The sequence below is a fragment of the Bradyrhizobium sp. LeoB3 genome, from assembly GCF_055456055.1.
This window is the reverse complement of sequence record NZ_JBVBEF010000002.1, coordinates 116367-138562: the sequence shown is the minus strand read 5'-3', so window position 1 is coordinate 138562 and position 22196 is coordinate 116367. Positions and strand designations below refer to the sequence as shown.

Genomic DNA, 22196 nt, shown 5'->3' with positions numbered 1-22196 from the left:
GGGCAGCGACGGCGACGCCGCCGGTACCAAGTGGTGATGGTCCGTTACGGCTCACCCTCCAGGGCCTTCGTGCCCGGGTCGGCATTGAAGAGAAAGCACCACTCCGGAGCAATCGTGAGCCTGACCGCCTGCCCTGGCTGTACCGCTTCCGGCACGTCCCGATTGGCCTGCTGAACCAGAAGCCGTTGCTCGCCGGGGACCCTAATCTGATACTCGGTGAAAGGTCCGAGATAGCTGATGAGCTCGACCACCCCGTCGATCTCGTTCGCATCGGCGAGCACCGTTGCCGTCGATGCCGGGCCGACCGCAATCTTGATTTTCTCGGGCCTTACCCCAAGCAGCGTCGCCCGCGCGATTTTCGGCGCAACCCTGAGGGAAATTCCCGTATCGGTCGTGAACCTGTCGCCCGCCAGCGTTCCCTTGAAGAAGTTTGTCTTACCGATGAAGTCGGCGACGAAAGGCGTAGCCGGTCTTTCGTAGAGATCGGCGGGGCTCCCGATCTGCTCGATCGCGCCACCGTTCATCACCACGAGCCGATCGGCGAGGCTAAGCGCTTCCTCCTGGTCGTGGGTGACAAACACGGTCGTCAGCCCCAGCGATTGCTGCAATTGTCGGATCTGCAGCCGAACGTCGTGTCGCAGCTTCGCGTCGAGAGCCGACAGCGGCTCGTCCAGCAACAACACATGCGGATTGATGACCAGTGCGCGAGCCAACGCGACCCGCTGTTGCTGCCCTCCCGACAATTGTCGTGGCATGCGTTCTGAGAAACGGCCGAGCTGCACCAGGTCCAGAACCTTCGCCACGCGCTGTCGGATATCGCCTTTGGGAACGCGGCGCATCTCCAGTCCGTAGGCGATGTTCTGATGGACGTTCATATGGGGAAACAGGGCAAAGCCCTGAAAGACCATTCCCGTATTGCGCTTGTTGGGCGGAAGATCGGTCACATCCTGATCGCCGAACAAGATCCGGCCCGCGCTAGCCTCGATAAAGCCCGCGATCATCCGAAGCGTCGTGGTCTTTCCACATCCGCTGGGCCCAAGCAGCGCCAGGAATTCTCCGTTCGCGATATCGAGCGACATTTCCCTCACAGCGACGACGGAGTCGTATTGCTTCACCACGTTCTGGAGAGTGACGTTGGACACTGTTAGCCCTTTTGTTCTTCAGAATGTTCGGCCGAGACGCACGTATCGGTCGGAAACGATGAGCGCGATCGCGATGATGAGAACCTGGATCGTCGCAACCGCCATGATCGTCGGATCGGTTCGGTATTCCAGATAGTTGAGCATAGCGATCGGCAGCGTGATACGACCAGGACCGACCAGCAGGAGCGACTTCTCAAGATCGCCGAACGAAGCGATGAATCCGAACAGAACGCCAGCCGTGATACCCGGGCGTATCAGCGGAAGGGTTATACGGAAGAAAGTCGTAAGCCGCGTCGCGCCGAGACTAAGTGATGCTTCCTCGATCGCAGGATCGAGCCCGGCCAAGGATGCGACGAGCAGCCGCAACACCCAAGGTATCGCGATCAAGGCATGGGCCAAAGTCAGGCCGTAAACCGTAGAGGCGAACTGAACGTCGCTCCAGATCTGGAGCTCAATGTAGAACAGATAGATCGCGCTGCCGGCGACGATGGCCGGGATCATCAGCGGCGACATCAGCACAGTGTTAATGAACTCCCGTCCCCGGAACTTGTATCTGCCGATTGCGAGCGCTGCGGGAACGCCCAGGCATAGTGCGAGCACCGACGCACTGATCGCCACCTGAAAGCTCAGGAAGAAACCGCTCCTGAAGGCTTCGAGGCTCCAGGCCTGAACGAACCAGCTTCCCGTGTATCCCTCGGGAGGAAATGAAAGGATTTTGTTGCTGAAGAACGCGACCCATATCGTTGTCGCCAGCGGGACGAGCACGAACAGGATGGTGGCCCATACGAAGATCAGATAGGTCCACCTGAGCGGGCTCACCTTGCCGATACTCGTCATCGGACGGCACCTATCCGTGCCGTCCGATTGAACATTACGGCGGACACGACCGTGAGCACCATCGTCAGGGAGATCAGCATGAACGCCAGCGCCGAGGCGAACGGCCAGTTCATGGCCGCCGATATCTGCTTGTAGATGGTCGGCGCCATCATGTAGAACTTTGGCCCACCGATGAGGATCGGCGTCGCATAGGCATTCATCGACAGGATGAAGCACAGCACGCAGCCTGCGAAGATACCCGGCATCAGAAGAGGAAGGACGATCCGGCGAAATGTTGTCAGCGCGGAAGCCCCCAGGTTGAGTGACGCTTCCTCCAGCGATACGTCGATATTGTGCATGACGCTGTTGAGCGTCACGATCATGAATGGCAATAGTACCGACGTCAGACCCGTGATTACCGCGCCGGACGTGTAGAGTAGTTGCAGCGTTTCGCCTCCCGGGTCGAGTTGTTGCAGCAGAAAATTCAATAAGCCCCTTGTTATCGAGGATGATGATCCATCCGGCGGTCCTCGCCACGTTCCCCATGAACAGCGGCAAGACGATTGCGATGATCAGGTAGCGCTTCAGTATGGCTGAAGTCGTCCTCGCCATGAAATACGCAACAGCCAATCCACCGATGAGGCACAGCAACGTCGTGACTGCCGAGACCCAGAGGGTCGTCCACAACACCTGACGGTAGAATTCGTCCTTGAAGAACCTGACGTAATTATCCAGCGTGAACGCCTGGATGTACATCTGTGCCGCGTCGTACTGGTAGAAGCTCAACCGCAGCATCATGAGGAGCGGAAGCATCAACAGTAGCGAGACAAAGACGAAGGCCGGTCCCGACAACGCGTACGGAGCGGCCCATCTGCCACGTTTCGCGACAGCACGCATGCCGCTGGTATCTGGCGCAACTACTAGCGTGGTCATCTAGACGCGTTCAGCTCTTGAATTCTTTGTTCCACCAATCGAGCAGATCATTGCGGTTCTTCAGCCAGAATGCATGGGGCCGGTTATGGATCGCCTTCTTCTCTTGCTCAGTGAATTCGATCTGCTTGGCGGCAGCTTCGGGCAACAGCGACTTGGTGTTTGATGGCGAATAGAATGACTTCTGGACCAGAGCCGTGAGCCCGTCCGGGTCTAGCAACGCATTGCAGTAGAATTTCGCCGCCTGAGGATTCGGTCCCTTCTTCGGCATCACCAGACCGAAGATGATGCCGATGCCGCCCTCCGCCGGATAAGCGGAAACCACATCGACACCCTCCGAGGCGAATTGCAGGATGCGCGCCTTGTACTCGGGAGCTACGAGGATCTCTTCGTTCTTGAGCGCCTGCTCGATCTGCAGATGGTTCGGATAGATGCGCGGGCTGGCCGCTTTCTTCCATTCCATCATGCTGGCTTTCACGGCCTCGATATTGATGTTGTCGAGGGACTTTCCGAGCTTGAGTGCCGTGGACTCGATGTGGTGAAACCAGTGGGCGTCGCTTAGGCCGACGATGCCCTTGTACTTGGGGTCCCAGAGATCGGCAAAGCTCTTGGGAGCCTCCTTCAATTTCTTGGGGTTGTAGCCGATGATCCAGGCGCTGTATTGCCAAGGGACGAATGTGGGCGTTCGCAGGATGGACAGGGTATCCTTCAGTCGCGGGACGGCGTGTTCATCGATCGCATCAAGCGCTTCCAACGAAGCCAGTTCGAACGCGGTCGCGTCGTCCATGTGCGCGACATCCATAGGCGCACGCGGCAGCCTGCGGCTTGCAATGATCTTTGTTCTGCGTTGGTCAAACCCGTCGAGGTCGCGCACAACAGTGTAACCGGCTTTCTCAACAATGGGCGCTTCGAAGAACTGGACCGTGCGGTCGTTCCAGTCCCCGCCCCAATTGGCGACGATGATTTGGCCACCTTCAGCGCGGACCCCGCCCGCGCTGGACATGAGCGCCATCGCGCTCGTCGCACCCGCAAGAAATCCGCGCCGGTTCATCAGATAGCTCATGCGTCCCTCCGTGGTGCCACTCGCTCTTTGGCGCCATTGCCAAAGGCTGCGAATGCCCTCCCGCTTCCCCTCTTGCTCTCGTCTTTCGAAAGTCACAAAAATGTATACGTGCACTGCCAGCCGGGGCTTGTATGAATGCGACATGAAAATTGTAGCTGTTGGAAGACGCGAGGGACGTCGCGTCGCACGACCCTGGCAATGTGCAGTAAGTATGCAAACGGCCGCTTATCTACTAAGCAAATGGCGTGCGATCGCAGCGCAGTCGACTTGGCGTAGTTGTGCGATTCCGAAATAGCGCCCAGGTTGAGTTGCGTTCGCGAGCACCTCAAGTCACGGCGGGAAGTTGCTTCGCGGCGCCGCATGACGTCGAGGGCTAGAAGGACTCGGATCGCCATTCCCTGTATTAGAATGGCCTTTGCTCGAGCTTCATCGGCGAAGCTCGCTTTTCCCCCACTCGACATACCCACGGAACAATCACTCATGCTGCAGATAAGGCCGGCCACAGTTGAGGATAGCGCATCGATCTGGTCGATCATCGGCCCTGTCATTCGCGCCGGCGAGACCTACACACTCCCCAGGGACATGTCGGAAGCAGACACTCTCCGCTATTGGATGGGGACGGATCGGCAAACATTTATTGCGGTGCAAGACGGAAACGCGGTGGGGACCTACTACCTACGCGCCAATCAGGCCGGCGGCGGATCGCATGTCGCCAATTGCGGCTACATGACGCACGTGAGCGCTCAGGGAAAAGGTATCGCACGGCAGATGTGCGAACATTCCCTGCTGCATGCGAAGAGCCAGGGATTTTCCGCGATGCAATTCAATTTCGTTGTCAGCAGCAATGAGCGCGCCGTCAGCCTCTGGCATTCTCTTGGCTTCCGGGACGTCGGTCGCCTGCCACTCGCCTTCCGTCGGCCCTCAGGCGACTATGTTGATGCGCTTGTGATGTTCAAGTTGCTGTAGCGACTGAACCGTTCCGTATCAGCAACGGCGGGACGCTGTCCATCTCGCCGTTGCTGCGGGAGCGTTACTCGGCCGCCATGCGCGTCGATCCCACACTGTCCAGGTAATCGAAGCATTCATCGACGCTGTGGACGTCAGCGAACTTGGCGTCGATGTCGTAGAGGTTCCAGGCGACCGCGCCGGGCACGCGGTCACCGATGCACTCACGAACCGCGATGGTGCGAAAGCCGTCTGCGAGGCCATCGCAGATCGTCGTGCGGACGCAGGCCGTCGCGGTCACGCCGGTTACTAGGATCGTATCGACGCCGGCAGCGCGCAGAATTCCCCCAAGGCCTGTACCGTGAAATGCGCTCGCCCGCTTCTTCAGCAAGGTATATTCACCCTCGACCGGAGCGATGCGCGCGTCGATGGCCCAGAGCGCCCGATCGTTGAGATTGACGACCTCGATCGGTATTTTGCAGTGCCACAAGCCCATGTCGGTGAACGGTGCGTTGCGATCGGTGATCTCGTAGGCCGTAGTTACGTGGATCACCGGATGGCCGTTCGTGCGGCACGCCTTGAGCAGCCGCTGCATGCCCGGCATGATCTGGTTGTCCATCGCTTCCTGATCGCAGGTGAAGGGATTGCCGGGCCGCGTCCAGGCGTTGGCGAGATCGACGCTCACCAGCGCGGGACGCCTTCCAAATCCGATACGACGCTGGAAACCGCGCTCCTGATAGATCTTCGTGGAAGCATCGAAGGCCTGCTGCAACATGCGGTTAAGTTCGCGATTGTCGATGTCCTGCACGGTCAATCTCCTCGTTGTCCGGCCGTCCTGACCGACGGCTCCATATCCCGACCCCGCCATCATGACGAAACACAGCGCGCGCGGAAGTGATCGTTCGCCAATTGTTGTTGCACGGCCTGCATCAATCGATATCCTTCAGTCGCCCGTAGGGAAGGCGCCGAATGTGCGGAGACGGAGGCCTCGAACTCACGCAGTCGTTTGTGGTAGTCGCCGAGGAACTCAGTTTCCGACGCGGCGCCCAGCGCCTCAACATTGATCAGTCGGCTCTGACCCGTCGTATTCAGAGGTTGGAACAGCTGCTCGGATTCAAGCTGTTCGAGCGCACCACCCGGGAAGTTTCGCTCACGCCGGCGGGCCGCTGCATCTACGAAACAAATGTCGAGCTGTTGCGGGGTTACGAACGGGCAGTCGGCGCGGCGCGTCTTGTCGCGCAAGGCAAGACCGGAGAGCTACGGCTAGCTTACATGTCCTTCGCGGCAACGACGCTGATGCCGTCGGCAGTCTCTCGATACAGACGGCTCCATCCGCATGTCGCGCTGAACCTGCGTTACATGCGTACGCAAGGTCAGAAGCTGGCGCTCGCGCATGACGAGATCGACATCGGCTACATGATCGGGCCGTTCGACCATCCCGATTTCCAGGTCCTGGTGGTTTCGGTAGAGCCGCTTTATCTCGTCGCCCCGCGGGATCACGAGTTGACCCGTGCGCCAAAGATACGTCCAGCCGACCTTGCCGGGCAGGATCTTATCCTCGGAGATATGGGCGAGTGGGAAGCGTATCGCTGGCGCCTCAGCGACATCTTCGCGGCGGAAGGCTTGAGCATGAAGGTCTGCCTGGAGGCGTCGAATCCGATGGCCCTGCTCGGACTCGTCGCGGCCGGTCTCGGCGTCACGATCTATCCAAAGAGCTTGATCGGATTCGCCGGTCACAATATCGATCTGCGTCCCATCGACGATCAAAGATTTTGTCTTGAAACGGTTCTAGCCTGGAAAAGAACGAACAGGTCCAAGACCGTCCGCGCCTTCATTGAGCTGGCCGGGCAACGGCACTCATCTATCGACTGATGAGCGCGCACTGTGTCACTCAACGGCCAAAGGCGTAACCCTGCATGTAGCGAGGGTTCGCCGCCGCGCGCAGCGCCCTCCCTCTTTTGGAAACCGCCGAAAGCCTTCCGAGCGACCAATCGTCGACGATTTCGATGCGATGTCCCCTGTCCGCAAGCTCCTTCTGCACCTCCATCGAAAAACGACCTTCCATCGTCAGTGAGCCGGGTTTAGCACGTCGTGGAAAGAACGAGCTCGGCATGTGGTCGTTGTGAAACATCGGTGCGTCGATCGCACCCTGCAGATTGAGATTGTGATGCACGTGGCGCAGAAAGAAGACGGAGCTCCACTGATCCTGTTGATCGCCGCCGGGAGTGCCGAAACTCGCGTACGGCTCCCCTTCCCTGTACACCAGGGAAACGGAAAGGGTCGTCCGGGGACGCTTACCGGGGGCAAGCGACGATGGAAGCCCCGGCTTGAGCCAGAACATCTGCGCTCGCGTCCCGAGCGCGAACCCTAGTCCGGGAATTACCGGCGAACTTTGCAGCCAGCCTCCGCTTGGAGTTGCCGAGACGATGTTGCCGTGCCGGTCGATCACGTCGAGATGGACCGTATCGCCGCGCACCGCGCCGCGGCGGCTGATCGCGGGCTCGCCGCTGACGGCCGTGGAGCGGGCAACCGTAGGCTCGCCGGCGCCCAGCGCCGCGCTCCCGTCCTCGGCGTCGCCGATGGCATAGGGCACGGCATGATCGAACCCCTCGATCGAGCCCGGCCGGAAGTCGAGCGAGGCAGCACTCCCCACCAACTCTCGTCGCGCGTTCGCGTATTCCTCGCTCAGAAGCCTTGCCATCGGCACATCGACAAAATTCGGATCGCCGTAATATTTCTCACGATCGGCGAATGCGAGCTTGGAGCACTCGGTGACGGTGTGAATGAAGTCGGCGCCGAGAGGATCCATCGGGGATAGATTGAATCCCTTGAGCAAAGCGAGCTGCTGGAGGAACACCGGTCCCTGCGTCCACGGTCCCGGCTTGAGCACCTGAAAGTCGCCATAGCTCAGGGAAAGCGGATCCTCGTACGTCTCTTGCCAGAGCGAGAGATCCTGTCCGGAGATGATTCCGGCATGCCGCGATCCCGAGGTATCCATCACCGGCGTCCGGACGAACTGGTCGATCGCCTCGGCGACGAACCCCTGGTAGAACGCCTTGCGCGCTGCTTCTATTTTCTGTTCTCTCGTCCCTCGCGTTTCATCGGCGACCCGCACGATCCTCTCATACGTCGACGCAAGGTCCGGATTCGCAAACAGTGCGCCTGCCGGCGGAATGCCGTCCTTCAGATAGACGTCTGCTGATGTCGGCCACTCCTCCTGGAAAAGGGGAGCGACCGTTTGGATCGCAGCGGCGATCCTCGGAAGCATCACGTAACCGTCGCGAGCGTAGGTGATCGCGGATTCCAGGACGTCACCGACGTCCATTGTCCCGTAGTCGCGGAGCAGTCTCATCCAGGCGCCGAACGAGCCGGGAACGCATGCCGGAAGAAACCCGCTTCCCGGAATGATATCGAGGCCGAGTTTGGCGAACGTCTCAATCGTGGCGCCTGCCGGCGCAACCCCTTGCCCGCACAGCACGCGCGCGCGTCCCGATTTCGCGTCGTGGAAGATGATCGGGACCTCGCCGCCGAACCCGTTGAGATGCGGCTCGACGACTTGCAGCGCAAAGCCGATGGCCACCGCGGCGTCGAAGGCATTGCCTCCCTTCTCGAGGATCCGCATGCCAGCGGCAGTTCCCAGCCAATGAGTCGAGGCGACCACCCCGAACGCGCCGACGATTTCCGGCCTCGTCGTAAATGCGCCCTCGCCGGCATCAGGACCGTAGCTGAGCCGGAAGTTCCCCAGTGCCAAATTGCTCGACATTCTCGCCTCTCTTCAGCCCAACGGATAGATCGGGAACGCCTTCGTCAGCTCTGCGACCTGTCCTTTCACGCGCTGCTCGACAGCCGGAGCCGCGTCGGTATTCGCGGCGGAAACGGCGTCCAATACATCCGCGATCAGATTGCCTACCGCCTGAAATTCTCCTTCGCCGAAACCGCGCGACGTCGTCGCCGCGGTTCCGAGCCTGATTCCCGAGGTGACGGTCGGCTTCTCCGGGTCGAAAGGTATCCCGTTTTTGTTGCAGGTGATGTTAGCCCGTCCGAGTGCGGTTTCTGCCGTCTTGCCGTTGAGGTTCTTGGAACGCAGATCGACCAGAAACAGATGATTGTCGGTCCCACCGGAGACGACGGAGTATCCCCGTTCCATGAGGGTATTCGCGAGCGTCCTGGCGTTCCTGACGACGTCGCTGGCGTATCGGCGAAATTCCGGCGTCAGCGCTTCGCCGAATGCGACCGCCTTTGCAGCGATCACATGCATCAGCGGACCGCCTTGAAGGCCCGGGAAGATCGACGAGTCGATCTTCTTTGCCAACACTGGGTCGTTGCACAGGATCAGACCGCCGCGCGGACCGCGCAGCGTCTTGTGCGTGGTCGAGGTGACGACATGCGCGTGAGGGATCGGCGATGGATGCACGCCACCGGCGACCAGACCGGCGAAATGTGCCATGTCGACCATAAGGTATGCACCGACCGCATCGGCGATCCGACGGAATTCCGCGAAGTCCCAGAATCGCGAGTAAGCCGACCCGCCGGCGACAATGACCTTCGGCCTATGCTCCAGTGCGAGACGCTCCAGCGCCTCCATGTCGATCCTCTGATCTTCCGGACGCACGCCGTAGCTCACGGCGTTGAACCACTTGCCGGACATGTTGGGCTTGGCGCCGTGGGTGAGATGGCCTCCCGCGGCCAAGTCCAGTCCCATGAAAGTATCGCCTGGCTTCATGAGAGCCATGAAGGCGCCCTGGTTGGCCTGACTGCCCGAATTCGGCTGCACGTTGGCGAAGGCACAGCCGAAAAGCTTCTTCGCGCGGTCTCTCGCGACCTCCTCCGCCACGTCGACATGCGCGCATCCGCCATAGTAGCGTCGTCCCGGATAACCTTCCGCATACTTGTTCGTCAGAACCGAGCCTTGCGCCTGCAGGACCGCGTGCGACACGATATTCTCGGAGGCGATCAGCTCTATCTCTTCCTGCTGTCGCCGTAGCTCGTCTCCGATGGCCGACGCCACCTCGGGATCCAGGATCGAGATGTCGGTGGTGAAGAACTTGTTCGCCGCAACTTGTCCCATGTGTGTTCCTTCAGCATTCCGCCAGATTCACCGCGAGTCCTCCGAGCGAGGTCTCCTTGTATTTGGATTGCATGTCCCGGCCGGTCTCGCGCATCGTCGCGATGACTTTGTCGAGTGACACCACGTGTGTCCCGTTGCCCTGGAGCGCCAGCGAGGCGGCGCTGATGGCCTTGATGGCGCCGAAGCGTTTCGCTCGATGCAGGGTATCTGCACCAGGCCGCCGATGGGATCGCACGTCATGCCAAGATGGTGCTCCATGCCGATCTCGGCGGCGTTCTCGATCTGCTCGTTCGTACCGCCGAGAACCGCCGCCAATCCCGCGGCCGCCATCGAGCAGGCGACACCCACTTCTCCCTGACATCCGACCTCCGCGCCGGAGATGGACGCATTCATCTTGAACAGGGCTCCGATCGCTGCGGCGGTCAGCAGAAAGCAGCGCAGCCCTTCCGCATCGGCATCGTGGCAATGGTCGCGGAAGTAACGCAGCGTGGCCGGAATGATGCCGGCCGCGCCGTTGGTCGGCGCGGTGACGACGCGGCTTCCCGCGGCGTTCTCTTCGTTGACGGCTATCGCATACAGGCTGACCCAATCCATCACGGCGTGTTGCGCGCGATTGTTCGCTGCGGATGCTACCAGGAGCCTCCGATGGAGTGCAGGCGCCCGCCTCCGCACTTCGAGACCACCGGGAAGTTCCCCTTCCGTCGCCATGCCGCGGTCTATGCAAGACATCATGACCGCGACGATGCGATCGAGATGCGCCTCGACTTCTTCGCTCGGCAGCCGCGAGGTCTCGTTGGCGAGGACCATCTCGGCAATGGACAGGCCGGACGAAGCGCCCATCGTGAGGAGGTCGCGGCCGGAGCGAAACGGATAGGGCACCGGCGCCGACGAGGCGGGCGACGGCTTTACTACCTCTTCTTCCGGCACAACGAAGCCGCCGCCGATCGAACACCATCGCTGTTCGAGGAGCCGCTCTCCGGCAAAATCGAAGACCATAAGCGCCAGCGTATTTGGATGATGGACCGGAGGAGTGATGCCGTCGAATACGATGTCCGCCTCGGGATCGAAGGCGATCCGGTACTTGCCTGCGAAACGGAGCGCCTTTTCTTGCCGGGCCGACGCCACGATCTTGTCCGCATCATCAGGATCGACCGCATCAGGACGTTCGCCGGCAAGGCCGAGAATGACGGCTTTGTCCGTGCCGTGCCCTTTACCGGTCCAGGCGAGCGATCCGAACAGATCGACTCGCACCCGCGCCACACGTTGCAGCAGGCGCGAACGCTCTACGCTCTCGGCAAAGACGGCCGCCGCCTTCATGGGGCCGACCGTATGGGACGACGATGGGCCTATGCCGATCTTGAAGAGCTCGAACGTTCCGATCATGAAATCACGTGGGTGACCTTGCCGACTGATCGTGGAGGAATTCCTGGCGGGCTTCGTCCAGGAACGACCAGACGTAAGGCGAGAAAGAGCGCCAGACGCCCAGATGAAACACCTCCTGCTCCGTTCGGGAGAGCACTATCGGCGACTTGCCGAGAATGGTGCGCGTGCACATCCCGACCGGAAATGCTCGTTCGGAGAGATCGAGCGGGCAGCCGTGGTTGAGCACGTATTCGCTCATCGGTCCCCTTATCGCCATGGAGTCGGATCGATGACTGACATCGACGAGGGAACAGGAATGGGAGGCGAGCTTTTCCGACATCGTTGAGAACAGCTCAGAAGAATCCACTCCGATCGCTTCCAGCAACCACTCGTCCGGACCCAACCAATAGGCTTTGCGTCCCGCCGCCTCGCGGAAGCGGTTGGCGGTCTGGGGCAACTCGACGCCGAATGCCTCTCCGGCGACGCCGATCGACGAGGGTCGTCCGCGAAACACCAATTTCGCCGCATCGGGCAGCACCGCTAGCGAAACCTGCGGAGAACTGGCGCTGTCGCGGCTGACGGCCGCTAGCGAGTTCACCCTGACGATCGTTGCCTCAACCATCGAGACGCTTCCCTTCCGGATCGTAGAATATCGGCTGGACGACTTCGACCGTCACGGGCCCGCTTGGCATCGGAACGCTCAGGCGTGAGCCGATGCGCGCCCGGCCGCCTTGCACCAAGGCCAGAGCGATCGAGCGGTCGAGCGCAACGCTCCAGTACGACGATGTAACGTGGCCGATCATCGTCATGGGGACAGGCTCGGACGGATCGGCGACGACCTGCGCCCCCTCCTCCAGCACGATGTTCGGATCGACAGTGAGCAGCCCGACCAGTTGTTTTCGATCGCTTCGGCTCATGGCGGGCCGCGCCAGCGAACGTTTGCCGACGAAGTCCTTCTTGGCCTTCCCGATCGCCCAGGCCAGCCCCACGTCATCGGGGGTCACGGTGCCATCAGTCTCCTGACCAACAATGATGTATCCCTTCTCAGCCCGGAGAACGTGCATCGTTTCGGTGCCGTAAGGCGTGATGCCGAACTCGCGTCCCGCGGCGTAAATCGCCTCCCACACCCCACGGCTATATCCCATGGGGACGTTGACCTCGAAGCCCAGTTCGCCGGTGAAGGAGACCCTGAAAAGTCGCGTCGGCACCCCGCAGATATGCCCCTCCTGCACGCTCATGTGCGGCATGGCCTGCTGGGAGATGTCGATGCCGTGCACGAGCGGCTCCAGCACCTTGCGTGCATTCGGTCCCTGGACGGCAATGACGGCCCATTGCTCGGTGGTCGACGTCAACCAGACGTCGAGGTCTGACCACTCCGTTTGCAGGTAGTCCTCCATGAGGGCGAGCACGCGGGCGGCGCCACCCGTCGTCGTCGTGACGTGGAAGCGATCTGGCGACATTCGCCCGACGACGCCGTCGTCCATGACAAAGCCGTCCTCGCGCAGCATAACCCCGTAGCGCAGACGCCCCGGCTCAAGCTTGGTCCATGCATTGGTGTACATCCGGTTCATGAATTCGGCAGCGTCCTTGCCGACAACCTCGATCTTGCCGAGCGTGGTAGCGTCGAAAATCCCGACCGATTCCCGTGTCGCCTTGCATTCGCGCCTGACCGCCGCGTGCATGTCCTCGCCCGGTCGCGGGAAATAATGAGCTCGTTTCCAAAGGCTCACATCCTCGAAGACGGCGCCGTTCTCGCGCGCCCATTCGTGGATTGACGTTTTCCGAACCGGATCGAACAGCTCTCCTCTGGACTGGCCGGCGAACGCGCCGAAGGTTGTCGGCGTATATGGCGGGCGGAATGTGGTCAGCCCGACTTGGGAGACGGGCAACGCCAGCGTTTGCGAGACGATGCCCAACGCGTTCATGTTGGACGTCTTGCCCTGGTCGGTCGCCATACCCGTGGTCGTGTAGCGCTTGACATGCTCGATGGATCGAAAGCCTTCGCGCGTCGCGAGTTCGATGTCTTTTGCGGTGACGTCGTTCTGAAAGTCGACCCAGGCCCGCGTTCGTCGCGATTTGCCGCCGCTCGGCGGGGCACCGATGAGACCATCCCTGCCCAACGATTGAGCGAAAACCGAAAACTCGTGCTCGGCCGCCACAGTTCCTCCCGACGCCTTTGCCGCACTGAGTCCTCCCGCGAACCCGTCGGCGAGAGATGCGCCGAGGTCGAATACGCCTCGACACGCTCCCACAGAACGCTCGCGCTCGACCGAAGTGCCCGGCAGATATGCCTTCAGATTCTCGTCATAGACGAGCTTGCCGCGCGACTGCGAGAACAGGTGCACACTCGGCGTGAAGCCAGCCGACATCAGCAGAAGGTCACACGCGAAGGTTTCGGGATGCCCCGTGCTTCCTCCGGAAATTCGCGCCAGATCGGCATGCGAGATGCGCAGACGGCCGTAAGTGCCGGCGATCACCGTGGATGGACGCACGTCGATGCCGGCGGCTCGCGCCCGCTCGATCCACCGGCCATTCGGAGCTGATCTCACATCCGCTATCGCAGCGATCTCAACGCCCGCGCTCTTCAACTCAAGCGCCGCGCGATAAGCGCTGTCGCAGGCGGTGAAGACAACCGCCCGGCTGCCGGGCAACACTCCGTAGCGATTGAGATATGTCCGCGCCGCCTCGGCCATCATGATCCCGGGGCGATCATTGTCCGGAAACACCAGCGGCCTTTCGATGGCGCCGGTCGCAAGGATCACTTCCCTGGCCCGCACCTGCCACATTCGCTCCCGCGGCTGCTTTGTGATTGCCAGTCCCAAATGGTCCGTGACGCGCTCACATAGCCCAAGGAAATTGTGCGGATACCAACCGAACGCGGTGGTCCGCGGCAACAGGACCACGTTCGTTCGCGACTTCAATTCCTGGATGGTCTGCTCCAGCCAATCGGCGGCCCCCTGCCCGTCGATGGTTGCTTCCCGCTCCGACAGCAGCGAGCCTCCCATCTGGTCCTGCTCGTCGCAGACGAAGACCTTCACTCCGGATCGCGCCGCCGCCAGCGCGGCTGCGAGGCCGGCCGGTCCTGCACCGATGACCAGGACATCGCAATGCCCGTACACTTGCGTATAACGGTCGGCGTCGGCCGCTTCCGGGGCGCGCCCCAGCCCGGCGGCCCGCCGGATCATCGGCTCGTACAGCTTCTTCCACGCCGACGCCGGCCACATGAAGGTCTTGTAGTAGAAGCCCGCCGGGAGAAATCGCGAGAACAGGTCGTTTGCGCCGCTGAAGTCGAGCGACAAGGACGGCCAACGGTTCTGGCTCTCGGCCACGAGGCCGTCGTACAGCTCGAGCTGGGTTGCGCGAAGGTTCGGCGTATAACGCGCTTCCTCGCTGCCCACGCCTACCAGCGCATTCGGTTCATCCGGCCCCGCGGACAAAAAGCCGCGAGGGCGATGGTACTTGAACGACCTGCCGACGAGATGCACGCCGTTGGCGATCAGGGCCGAAGCGAGCGTGTCGCCCGCGAACCCGGAATATTTCTTGCCGTCGAAGTGGAACGACAGCGGCTTGCTGCGATCGATGCGGCCGCCCGCGGGAAGCCGGTATCTCATAGCGCCGCCCCGCTCCTGCTGGACCACTCTTCCAACCCCGGGTCGACCGGTTTGGGAGGCTCCTCGCCGATCTTGTAGGTCGCCACGATCGCATCGGAGACCGTATTCCGCTGTACGTTGAAGAAGCGCGCACAGCCGTGAATGTGCCTCCAGCGTTCCGCGTGCAGTCCTTTCGGATTGCTTCTTATGTACAGGTACTCCGCCCAGGACTCGTCATCGAGAGACGCCGGATCCTTCGGACGAGCAATGTGAGCCTGTCCTCCGTAGGAGAACTCGAGTTCTGGCCTCGGACCGCAGAAGGGGCACTTGATGAGAAGCATGTGACTGGATTTCCAAAACTAGTGGGCCACCGCCGCAGCAGCGGCTTCGTCGATCATCACGCCATCGCGAAATCGCTCGATCGTGAAAGGCGCGTTGATCGGATGAGGATCATCCTTCGCGATCGTCCACGCGAAAACGTCGCCTGAACCTGGCGTCGCCTTGAATCCTCCAGTGCCCCAGCCACAATTGACGTAGAGCCCAGGCACCAGCGTCTTCGCCACGATGGGGGACCGATCGGGGGTTACGTCGACGATGCCCCCCCAGTTGCGCAACATCCGTAGTCTTCTGAACATCGGCACAAGCTCGCAGATGGCGTCGAGCGTATGGGTTGCGATATGCAGCGCGCCCCGCTGTGAATAGGATGTGTAGGCGTCGGTGCCGGCGCCGATGACCATCTCTCCCTTGTCGGATTGCGAGATGTAGGCGTGAATGGTGTTTGACATCACCACGCAGGGAAAGGCCGGCTTGACGGGCTCTGAGACCAGAGCCTGGAGCGGAAAGCTCTCCAGCGGCAACCTTACCCCGGCCATGTTCATGACGACGCTGGTGTTGCCGGCCGCAACGACTCCGATCTTGCCGGCCCGAATGAAGCCCCTTGACGTCTCGATCCCTTCCACTCGGCCCGATGCCGCGCGGCGGATGCCGAGGACCTCGCAGTTCTCCAGGATGTCGACGCCACGCGCGTCCGCGGCTCTTGCGTACCCCCACGCGACAGCATCGTGCCGGGCGGTGCCGCCTCGCCGCTGCAAGGCGCCGCCAAAGATCGGATAGCGCATGGCGCCGCCAACGTTCAGCGGAGGACAGAACTCCTTGCACTCTTGTGGAGACAGCCATTCATTGTCGATACCGTTGAGCCTGTTGGCATGGACATGCCGCTTGAAGCTTTGGACGTCGTGAATGTTGTGCGCCAACATCAGGACGCCCCGCGGGGAGTACATCACATTGTAGTTCAGCTGCTGCGAGAGCCCTTCCCACAGTTTCAGGGCATGCTCGTAGAGCCTGGCGCTCTCGTCAAAGAGATAGTTCGATCGGATGATCGTCGTGTTACGGCCCGTATTCCCGCCTCCGATCCATCCCTTCTCCACGACCGCGACGTTTGTTAGTCCGTACCGTTCGGCCAGGTAGAATGCCGTCGCCAAACCGTGCCCACCGCCTCCGACAATCACAACATCGTAGGCAGGCTTCGGTTCGGGCGAACGCCACTGCCGCGGCCACGTCTCATGCCCCCCGAGAGCTTCGCGAAACAAGGAAATTGCAGAGAATCGTCTCATGGGTGCCCGTGCCAGAATAACTGCGATTTATTATCGCCTGCCGATACGATCTCGCCAGCATCCGCTCGCCGCGCTTGTTGGATGAAAGCGACATCCCGCCGATCGACGCGGCAGTCGCCGGGTGCGTCGGGCTTCCGGATTGGACGGTATCGAACCGGGTGCGCCACACTGGGCGGAAGTGCGGCATCACCACCCCTGGTCATGGTATGAGCCGGGATACCTCGGCCTCATCCCACTGCTCGGAGAAGCCCATCAGGACGAGCCTCGAGGCATGCTGGGCAATCGATGAGGGGGCAGATACGGCTTCAAGGCTCTCGCGCTTGCCGACCCGCTGATAGACGAATCTTCGTTGTTCGTCGTCCTTGAAGCAAAAGATACCCTTTGCTCGTATGACATTCGGCGGAAGCTCGCGCAACGCCCGCATGATCGCGTCTCTGTCTGCCGGCGCCGACCAGCTACGCGTTGTCGAGGCGAATGAGGTGTGATGGCCGGTGTCTGAGCATCCGAATGTCGACGAGGGACTAGCGTTCACGCCCAGCACGATATCGGCAGGAATGTCGCCGTGCGTCGCCTCGAGGACGGTGCGGCCCGGAGCCGCTGATTCGATTAGCCCCTTGATCATATCCCGCCGATCCTCGATGAGGTCGGATTTGCTCATCACGACGATATCGGCCGCAGACAACTGCGCCAGCATCGTCGGCCGGGTTCTCTCATCCCTGATGCGCTCGGGAAATGTTTCGCAGTCCACCAGTGCGAGGATAGCATCGAGCCGTATTGCAGGATTGGCCAATGCGACCTGCGCGATGCCGCGCGGATCCGCGAGCCCACTCGCTTCAAGGACGATGGCGTCGGGAGGTTCTTTTCGCTCGATCAGCCGCTGGATCGCGTTGACCAGATCGCCGTTGATGGAACAGCACGCGCAACCGTTCGTCAGGCCGATCGTATCCTCGCTTTGAAAGCGGATCAGCTCCTCGTCGATGTTCACGGCCGCAAAATCATTGACGAGTACGGCTATCCTCCTGCCCGCGGGCTCGGAGAGCAGACGGTTCACCAGCGTTGTCTTTCCCGCCCCCAGGAATCCGCTGACGATCGTCAAAGGCAGCGATATCGGTGCGACCGCGCGAGGAACGACCCTCGCGGCCTCAAAGATGCCCATCAACATGGCCAGCGTTTCTTTGCCGGCTGTCGGATTAACCGGCACAGCGACGTCGTCGGCTTGATCGCGGGATTCGGCTGTCATGCGGGTTGCGGCTTGCCGCCGAGAACCGTGCCCCAGATCTTGATGTCCTTGAGATCGACGGGATCGACCTCGAACGGATCGGCTTCGAGCACGGCAAAGTCGGCGAACTTCCCCGGCTCCAGACTGCCCAATCGCTGTTCGGCGCCCAGCACGTAAGCGGCATCGATCGTGATCGCACGCAGCGCTCGTTCGACGCCGATCCGTTCGCCCGGCGCCAGCACCGTCTTTCCATCCAGGGCGATGCGATTGACCGCGACCCAGGCGGCGGTCAACGGATGGAGCGGAACGAGGACCAGCGAGTAGTCGGAGTGAAGCGCGAAGATCACTCCTTCGCGCTCAAGGGACCCCAATCGCGCCACCGCCTCGGAACGATCCGGCCCGAACCCCTCTTCGGCGTGAAGCTGACTGCGATAGTGCACGAAATAATTGTTCACGCTGGCGACGCCGCCGAGCGCCTTTAGCCGGCGGGCCTGGTCGGGCGTGCTGATGCAGTAGTGCTCCAAGGTGAAACGATGGTCGAATTGCGGCTGCGCCTTCTGAAGCTTGGCCAGGGCGTTGAGCGACGCATCCACCGCTTCGTCACCGTTTGCGTGGCAGTGGATCTGGATACCCGCCTTCCAATACGGAAGCATCCGCTCGTGGAGCTCATCCCACGGGACATCATTGCGCAGGCCGTTGCTTCCGTCGAGATAACCAGGAAAATTCAGCCGTAGGGACATCGCCGGGAATGACCCGTCAGATAGAAACTTCACGCCATGAAAGAAGAGCTTGTCGCCACTCCTCTTCATCGCATCGAGAAGAAAATCTGCGCCTTTGCTGCCGTGATCGGCGTAGAGTGCGAGCTCGAGCGAAACAAGGCCCATGCGTAGCGGAAAACTCTCGTCCGGAACCACCTTCGCATGGAGCGCCCATTCGTTCTCGAAGTTTCCCTTGCCGAAGATCATTTCGGCGGTCGTGGTGACGCCGGCCTTGCGCGCGATGTCTCCCATTCGCTTCAGGCCATCGACGCCGCCACGCTCCGCGATCGCTTCGCGCATCGCGCCGAGCGCGAGACGTCCCGCCTCCAGCTCAACGAACTGTCCGTTCAACCTGCCGTCCGGATACCGCATCACGCCGTGCACATTGGTGTTGTCGGGAACCTTGGCCCGTTCCAGCGCCGCGCTGTTCAGGTAGATAAAATGCGGAGCGTAAGAGATGACCCACATCGGCCGATCAAGGGAGATGGCATCGAGCTCGTCGCGATGGAGATGTCCGCCTTGGGATGCGGGATCCAATCCCCAGGCGATGAGCGGTGCACTCGGATCAGCGTCAGTCTTGGCAGCTTCGCGAAGCTTGGCGAGAACCTCCGCGCGGGTGGGCAGTCCCTTGTTGATGCCGTGCGGTCCTGGCGAGTCGATCGGGCCGATGTAGTGCATCGCGAGATAACCGGCCGAGAACGCGAAGTGCGTGTGGGGATCGATGAATCCCGGCAGGATGACCTTGTCCGCAAAGGTATCGTCGATCTTGTAGGGGTACCGCTTCAGCCAGGGCTGCATGGTCTCGATCGTGCCGGTCGACAGAACACGACCATCTCTCACCGCCACGCATTGGGCGAAAGGACGACCCGGATCCATCGTAACAACCTTCCGCGCCCGATAGACCGTGATATCTCCCATTTGATCTCCCCTGAGTGTCTGGTCAGCTCGCCAATGAGCCGAGCGGCCCGGTTACTCGAACCGTGGAGCAATGTGCACTTTCGCTTCCCTTCGCGGTTGGAAGCTTGCGACATCGCTCGCGTAACGACGCGACACGTACGGCCCCGCATCTTGCCTATGGACGTGTAGCCGTGATGATCGGCCCTCCTGCTCGTGCAGCTTGTCGCGGGCGTCAAAACGACAGGACTTCGGGATTTTCAGATGGCCGATAGCGACATGCGCGGGGATGCCTGGATGCTACCGCCGAGCCGGTACATCCGCGGCAGGCCCGGGACCCACAAGGTAACTCCGCCGAAGTCGATCTACTTGAAAATGAGGGATGGCTGCCGGCTCGCCGCCGATGTGTATCTTCCCGGCGGGCCGGAACAGGGCGGACCCTGGCCGACCATCCTGATTCAAACTCCGTACTACCGGCGTTTCGCAGTCGATCCCGCGGCCAAGAATGTCGAGCCATCGCCGAACGTTGCCAAATATCGCGACACCTTCGTCCCGCGAGGATACGCGCTTGTCGTCGCCGACGTCAGAGGCACGGGAGCGAGCTTCGGTACGCGCGACATTTTCAGGTCTCCCCGCGAGCGAGACGACGCCTACGAGGTGGCCCAATGGATCGTCCAACAACCCTGGGCGAACGGCGCGATCGGCGCGACCGGGATATCCTATCTCGGGGCGGCCAGCGATTTCCTTGCTTCGACATCGCATCCTGCCGTCAAGGCGATCGCCCCACTATTCTCTGTCTGGGACACCTATCTGGATAACTATTACCCCGGCGGGATACTTCTGACCAATCTCGCCGATGTCTACGATCGCCTGATGACCGGCCTCGACCAGGATAAGCGCGATCTGCTCAAGGAGTTCGTCTACTACTCCAATCCCGCCTTCAGGGGACCGCATCCCGTCGATGACGATCCGGACGGCTCCGACTGCAGAGCGGCAATCGACGAACACTCCGGCAATTTCCGCATGCCGGAGCTGATGCGCGCCATGGAATTCAGGAGCGCCCCCCTTTCCCAATTCGCCGGGCACTCGTCCGATGCCATCAGCCCGGCGAACTATTGCAAGGGCATCAGGAGAGATGTGGCGGTCTATTCCGTCTCCGGCTGGATGGACGGCGCTGGCTACGCGAACGGAGCGATCAGCCGGTTTCTCACCTTGCCGAACCAGAACAAGTACCTTCTCCTCGGCCCGTGGGATCATGGCGCACGCATCAATTGCTCACGGTGGCGTGCGGACGAACTCCCGGAATTCGACATTGTCGCTGAGGTCTTGAGGTTCTTCGACGAGCACCTCGCCGGACATGACACCGGCCTCCGCTCGGAGAAGCCGGTGCACTATTTCTCTGTACATGACGAGAGGTGGCGCTGTGCTGATACCTGGCCGCCGTTCGACGCATCGAAAACGCTTTTTCTGGCGCTCGACGGAAAGCTCGCCGATGCGGCAGGCAAAGCGGCGACCGACTCTCACGAGATCGACTTTGGTGCGGGAACAGGCAGACAGACGCGATACGAGCGGATCGCAGCGATCGACAGCCGGCAGTATTATACGGACTGGGATGGCCGTGACCGCTCCATGCTGAACTACGCAGGCCCCGAATTGCCTCACAACACCGAACTGAGCGGCCATTGCCTGGTCAATCTCTGGATATCAGTTCCGGCACCCGATTTTGCAATCCACGCCTATCTCTCCGAGATACTTCCTGACGGAGAATCTCTCTACGTCACCGAAGGGTGCCTTCGCGCGCTCCATCGGGCGGAAAGTCCCATGCCAAGCAACTATCAGACGCCTGGCATATTCCACGCTTGCACGCGAGATCAGGCGCGAGAGCTGGTGCCTGGCCAACCTCATTTGTTTCGTTTCTCATTGCTCCCTGTCGCCTGGACCTTTCTGGCGGGGAGCAGGATCAGATTGTCTCTCGCGGGCGCAGATGCGGACCATTTCCAGCGCATCCCCGCGACAGGTCCACTGCGGATCGAGGTGCTTCGCGGTGGCGGCAATGCCTCACACATCAAGCTGCCATTGCGGCCAGCATGAGCAGCGGCTAGAGGAAAGCGGTCTATGAGCAGCAGCATGAACCAAAGCGACGAACTTCTGGCCTATCTCGAGAGCAACGGCATCGAGGCACGCACTTTCCAACACCCGCCGGTGCACACCGTCGAGGAGTCGAAGAGCCTTCGCGGCGATATTCCCGGCTTGCACACCAAGAACATGTTCCTGCGCGACGGCAAGAAGAACTACTTTCTTTTCGTGACCGACGAGGACGCAGTCATCAATCTCAAGCAGTTGGCTCGAAAGATCGGCGCGAAAGGAGGCCTGTCGTTCGGATCGGCCGATGCGCTGCTGGAGTTGCTCGGCATCCAACCCGGCGCCGTCTCGGTGCTGGCGGTTGTCAACGACAAGGAACGAAAAGTCAGGGTTGTGCTGGACCAAAAATTGGCCGGCGTGGCGACGATCAATTGCCATCCCCTCAGCAACCAGAGGACGACGTCGTTGTCACGGGAGGCGCTCGAGAAGTTCCTGGCCGTTACAGGCCGCGATCCTTCCTACATCGACCTGGACGACGACAGCCCGACCTGAGCAATCGATCTGCTGCGGCTCCCCGCTTGGGCAGGTCGCTGGCGCAGAGCCCGGGTTCGCGGCCTCCCGAATGGTCTTGTTTTTGCTTTCGTAATAACCGCAATATGGCGCTCCGATCGCGAGATTGGGGAGATGCGGTTCCACGACAAGGCCGAAGCCCCG

General features: G+C 61.1%; 17 protein-coding genes and 1 pseudogene. 4 read left to right on the top strand and 14 right to left on the bottom strand.

Going from position 1 to position 22196, the window contains the following annotated elements:
- Nucleotides 1–44: 44 nt before the first annotated feature.
- The 4 genes from ACZXDY_RS03390 to ACZXDY_RS03375 all read right to left on the bottom strand — a co-directional run bounded on the left by ACZXDY_RS03390 (nucleotide 45) and on the right by ACZXDY_RS03375 (nucleotide 4095).
- On the bottom strand, nucleotides 45–1088 hold the full coding sequence (locus ACZXDY_RS03390) for an ABC transporter ATP-binding protein (RefSeq protein WP_464344602.1): 1044 nt from the start codon (nucleotides 1086–1088) through the stop codon (nucleotides 45–47).
- 72 nt (nucleotides 1089–1160) lie between these two features.
- Nucleotides 1161–1979, bottom strand: coding sequence for an ABC transporter permease (locus ACZXDY_RS03385; protein ID WP_464344491.1), 819 nt, complete (start codon nucleotides 1977–1979; stop codon nucleotides 1161–1163).
- The gene (locus ACZXDY_RS03380) at nucleotides 1976–2341 is read right to left on the bottom strand and encodes an ABC transporter permease (RefSeq protein WP_464344601.1); all 366 of its coding nucleotides are present in this window, start codon (nucleotides 2339–2341) and stop codon (nucleotides 1976–1978) included. The genes ACZXDY_RS03385 and ACZXDY_RS03380 overlap by 4 nt, the downstream gene beginning before the upstream one ends.
- 560 nt (nucleotides 2342–2901) lie before the next feature.
- Nucleotides 2902–4095 (bottom strand): ABC transporter substrate-binding protein, encoded by a 1194-nt coding sequence (locus tag ACZXDY_RS03375; RefSeq protein WP_464344490.1) that lies wholly within the window; start codon nucleotides 4093–4095, stop codon nucleotides 2902–2904.
- Between the two features lie 339 nt (nucleotides 4096–4434).
- Between ACZXDY_RS03375 and ACZXDY_RS03370 the strand changes: the two genes are divergently transcribed.
- Nucleotides 4435–4917, top strand: a complete 483-nt coding sequence (locus ACZXDY_RS03370) for an N-acetyltransferase family protein (protein WP_464344600.1) — start codon at nucleotides 4435–4437, stop codon at nucleotides 4915–4917.
- Nucleotides 4918–4981: 64 nt separating this feature from the next.
- On the opposite strand, the gene ACZXDY_RS03365 is transcribed toward ACZXDY_RS03370, so the two are convergent.
- Nucleotides 4982–5704: an isochorismatase family protein gene (locus ACZXDY_RS03365; protein WP_464344489.1), complete on the bottom strand. Its 723-nt coding sequence runs from the start codon at nucleotides 5702–5704 to the stop codon at nucleotides 4982–4984.
- Between the two features lie 161 nt (nucleotides 5705–5865).
- Between ACZXDY_RS03365 and ACZXDY_RS03360 the strand changes: the two genes are divergently transcribed.
- On the top strand, nucleotides 5866–6768 hold the full coding sequence (locus ACZXDY_RS03360; RefSeq protein WP_464344488.1) for a LysR family transcriptional regulator: 903 nt from the start codon (nucleotides 5866–5868) through the stop codon (nucleotides 6766–6768).
- 19 nt (nucleotides 6769–6787) lie between these two features.
- On the opposite strand, the gene ACZXDY_RS03355 is transcribed toward ACZXDY_RS03360, so the two are convergent.
- From ACZXDY_RS03355 to ACZXDY_RS03315, 9 genes and pseudogenes are all read right to left on the bottom strand, one after another.
- On the bottom strand, nucleotides 6788–8659 hold the full coding sequence (locus ACZXDY_RS03355; protein WP_464344487.1) for a gamma-glutamyltransferase family protein: 1872 nt from the start codon (nucleotides 8657–8659) through the stop codon (nucleotides 6788–6790).
- Between the two features lie 12 nt (nucleotides 8660–8671).
- Entirely contained in the window at nucleotides 8672–9964 is a 1293-nt protein-coding gene (gene glyA, locus ACZXDY_RS03350; protein WP_464344486.1) for a serine hydroxymethyltransferase, read from the bottom strand.
- A 10-nt stretch (nucleotides 9965–9974) separates the two neighbouring features.
- Nucleotides 9975–11347, bottom strand: a pseudogene (locus ACZXDY_RS03345) (L-serine ammonia-lyase).
- A gap of 4 nt (nucleotides 11348–11351) precedes the next feature.
- Nucleotides 11352–11948 (bottom strand): sarcosine oxidase subunit gamma, encoded by a 597-nt coding sequence (locus ACZXDY_RS03340; protein WP_464344485.1) that lies wholly within the window; start codon nucleotides 11946–11948, stop codon nucleotides 11352–11354.
- Nucleotides 11941–14937, bottom strand: a complete 2997-nt coding sequence (locus ACZXDY_RS03335) for a sarcosine oxidase subunit alpha (protein WP_464344484.1) — start codon at nucleotides 14935–14937, stop codon at nucleotides 11941–11943. The genes ACZXDY_RS03340 and ACZXDY_RS03335 overlap by 8 nt, the downstream gene beginning before the upstream one ends.
- Nucleotides 14934–15257: a sarcosine oxidase subunit delta gene (locus tag ACZXDY_RS03330; RefSeq protein ID WP_464344483.1), complete on the bottom strand. Its 324-nt coding sequence runs from the start codon at nucleotides 15255–15257 to the stop codon at nucleotides 14934–14936. Before ACZXDY_RS03330 ends, ACZXDY_RS03335 begins: the two co-directional genes overlap by 4 nt.
- Nucleotides 15258–15275: 18 nt before the next feature.
- Nucleotides 15276–16529, bottom strand: coding sequence for a sarcosine oxidase subunit beta family protein (locus tag ACZXDY_RS03325; protein WP_464344482.1), 1254 nt, complete (start codon nucleotides 16527–16529; stop codon nucleotides 15276–15278).
- Nucleotides 16530–16728: 199 nt separating this feature from the next.
- Nucleotides 16729–17730, bottom strand: a complete 1002-nt coding sequence (locus tag ACZXDY_RS03320) for a CobW family GTP-binding protein (RefSeq protein ID WP_464344481.1) — start codon at nucleotides 17728–17730, stop codon at nucleotides 16729–16731.
- A gap of 35 nt (nucleotides 17731–17765) precedes the next feature.
- On the bottom strand, nucleotides 17766–19424 hold the full coding sequence (locus ACZXDY_RS03315; protein WP_464344480.1) for an amidohydrolase: 1659 nt from the start codon (nucleotides 19422–19424) through the stop codon (nucleotides 17766–17768).
- Nucleotides 19425–19664: 240 nt separating this feature from the next.
- Here ACZXDY_RS03315 and ACZXDY_RS03310 point away from each other — a divergent pair, with 240 nt between their 5' ends.
- Nucleotides 19665–21491 (top strand): CocE/NonD family hydrolase, encoded by a 1827-nt coding sequence (locus ACZXDY_RS03310; protein WP_464344479.1) that lies wholly within the window; start codon nucleotides 19665–19667, stop codon nucleotides 21489–21491.
- A gap of 24 nt (nucleotides 21492–21515) precedes the next feature.
- Entirely contained in the window at nucleotides 21516–22034 is a 519-nt protein-coding gene (locus ACZXDY_RS03305; RefSeq protein ID WP_464344478.1) for a prolyl-tRNA synthetase associated domain-containing protein, read from the top strand.
- Nucleotides 22035–22196 lie beyond the last annotated feature (162 nt).

What these genes read in the sequence shown, in the direction of transcription:
- ACZXDY_RS03325 (WP_464344482.1), bottom strand. Translation starts at nt 16,529, where the DNA reads ATGAGACGATTCTCTGCAATTTCCTTGTTTCGCGAAGCTCTCGGGGGG.
- ACZXDY_RS03335 (WP_464344484.1), bottom strand. Translation starts at nt 14,937, where the DNA reads ATGAGATACCGGCTTCCCGCGGGCGGCCGCATCGATCGCAGCAAGCCG.
- ACZXDY_RS03360 (WP_464344488.1), top strand. Translation starts at nt 5,866, where the DNA reads ATGTGCGGAGACGGAGGCCTCGAACTCACGCAGTCGTTTGTGGTAGTC.
- ACZXDY_RS03380 (WP_464344601.1), bottom strand. Translation starts at nt 2,341, where the DNA reads ATGATCGTGACGCTCAACAGCGTCATGCACAATATCGACGTATCGCTG.
- ACZXDY_RS03310 (WP_464344479.1), top strand. Translation starts at nt 19,665, where the DNA reads ATGGCCGATAGCGACATGCGCGGGGATGCCTGGATGCTACCGCCGAGC.
- ACZXDY_RS03340 (WP_464344485.1), bottom strand. Translation starts at nt 11,948, where the DNA reads ATGGTTGAGGCAACGATCGTCAGGGTGAACTCGCTAGCGGCCGTCAGC.
- ACZXDY_RS03305 (WP_464344478.1), top strand. Translation starts at nt 21,516, where the DNA reads ATGAGCAGCAGCATGAACCAAAGCGACGAACTTCTGGCCTATCTCGAG.
- ACZXDY_RS03355 (WP_464344487.1), bottom strand. Translation starts at nt 8,659, where the DNA reads ATGTCGAGCAATTTGGCACTGGGGAACTTCCGGCTCAGCTACGGTCCT.
- ACZXDY_RS03375 (WP_464344490.1), bottom strand. Translation starts at nt 4,095, where the DNA reads ATGTCGCATTCATACAAGCCCCGGCTGGCAGTGCACGTATACATTTTT.
- ACZXDY_RS03330 (WP_464344483.1), bottom strand. Translation starts at nt 15,257, where the DNA reads ATGCTTCTCATCAAGTGCCCCTTCTGCGGTCCGAGGCCAGAACTCGAG.
- ACZXDY_RS03315 (WP_464344480.1), bottom strand. Translation starts at nt 19,424, where the DNA reads ATGGGAGATATCACGGTCTATCGGGCGCGGAAGGTTGTTACGATGGAT.
- glyA (WP_464344486.1), bottom strand. Translation starts at nt 9,964, where the DNA reads ATGGGACAAGTTGCGGCGAACAAGTTCTTCACCACCGACATCTCGATC.
- ACZXDY_RS03385 (WP_464344491.1), bottom strand. Translation starts at nt 1,979, where the DNA reads ATGACGAGTATCGGCAAGGTGAGCCCGCTCAGGTGGACCTATCTGATC.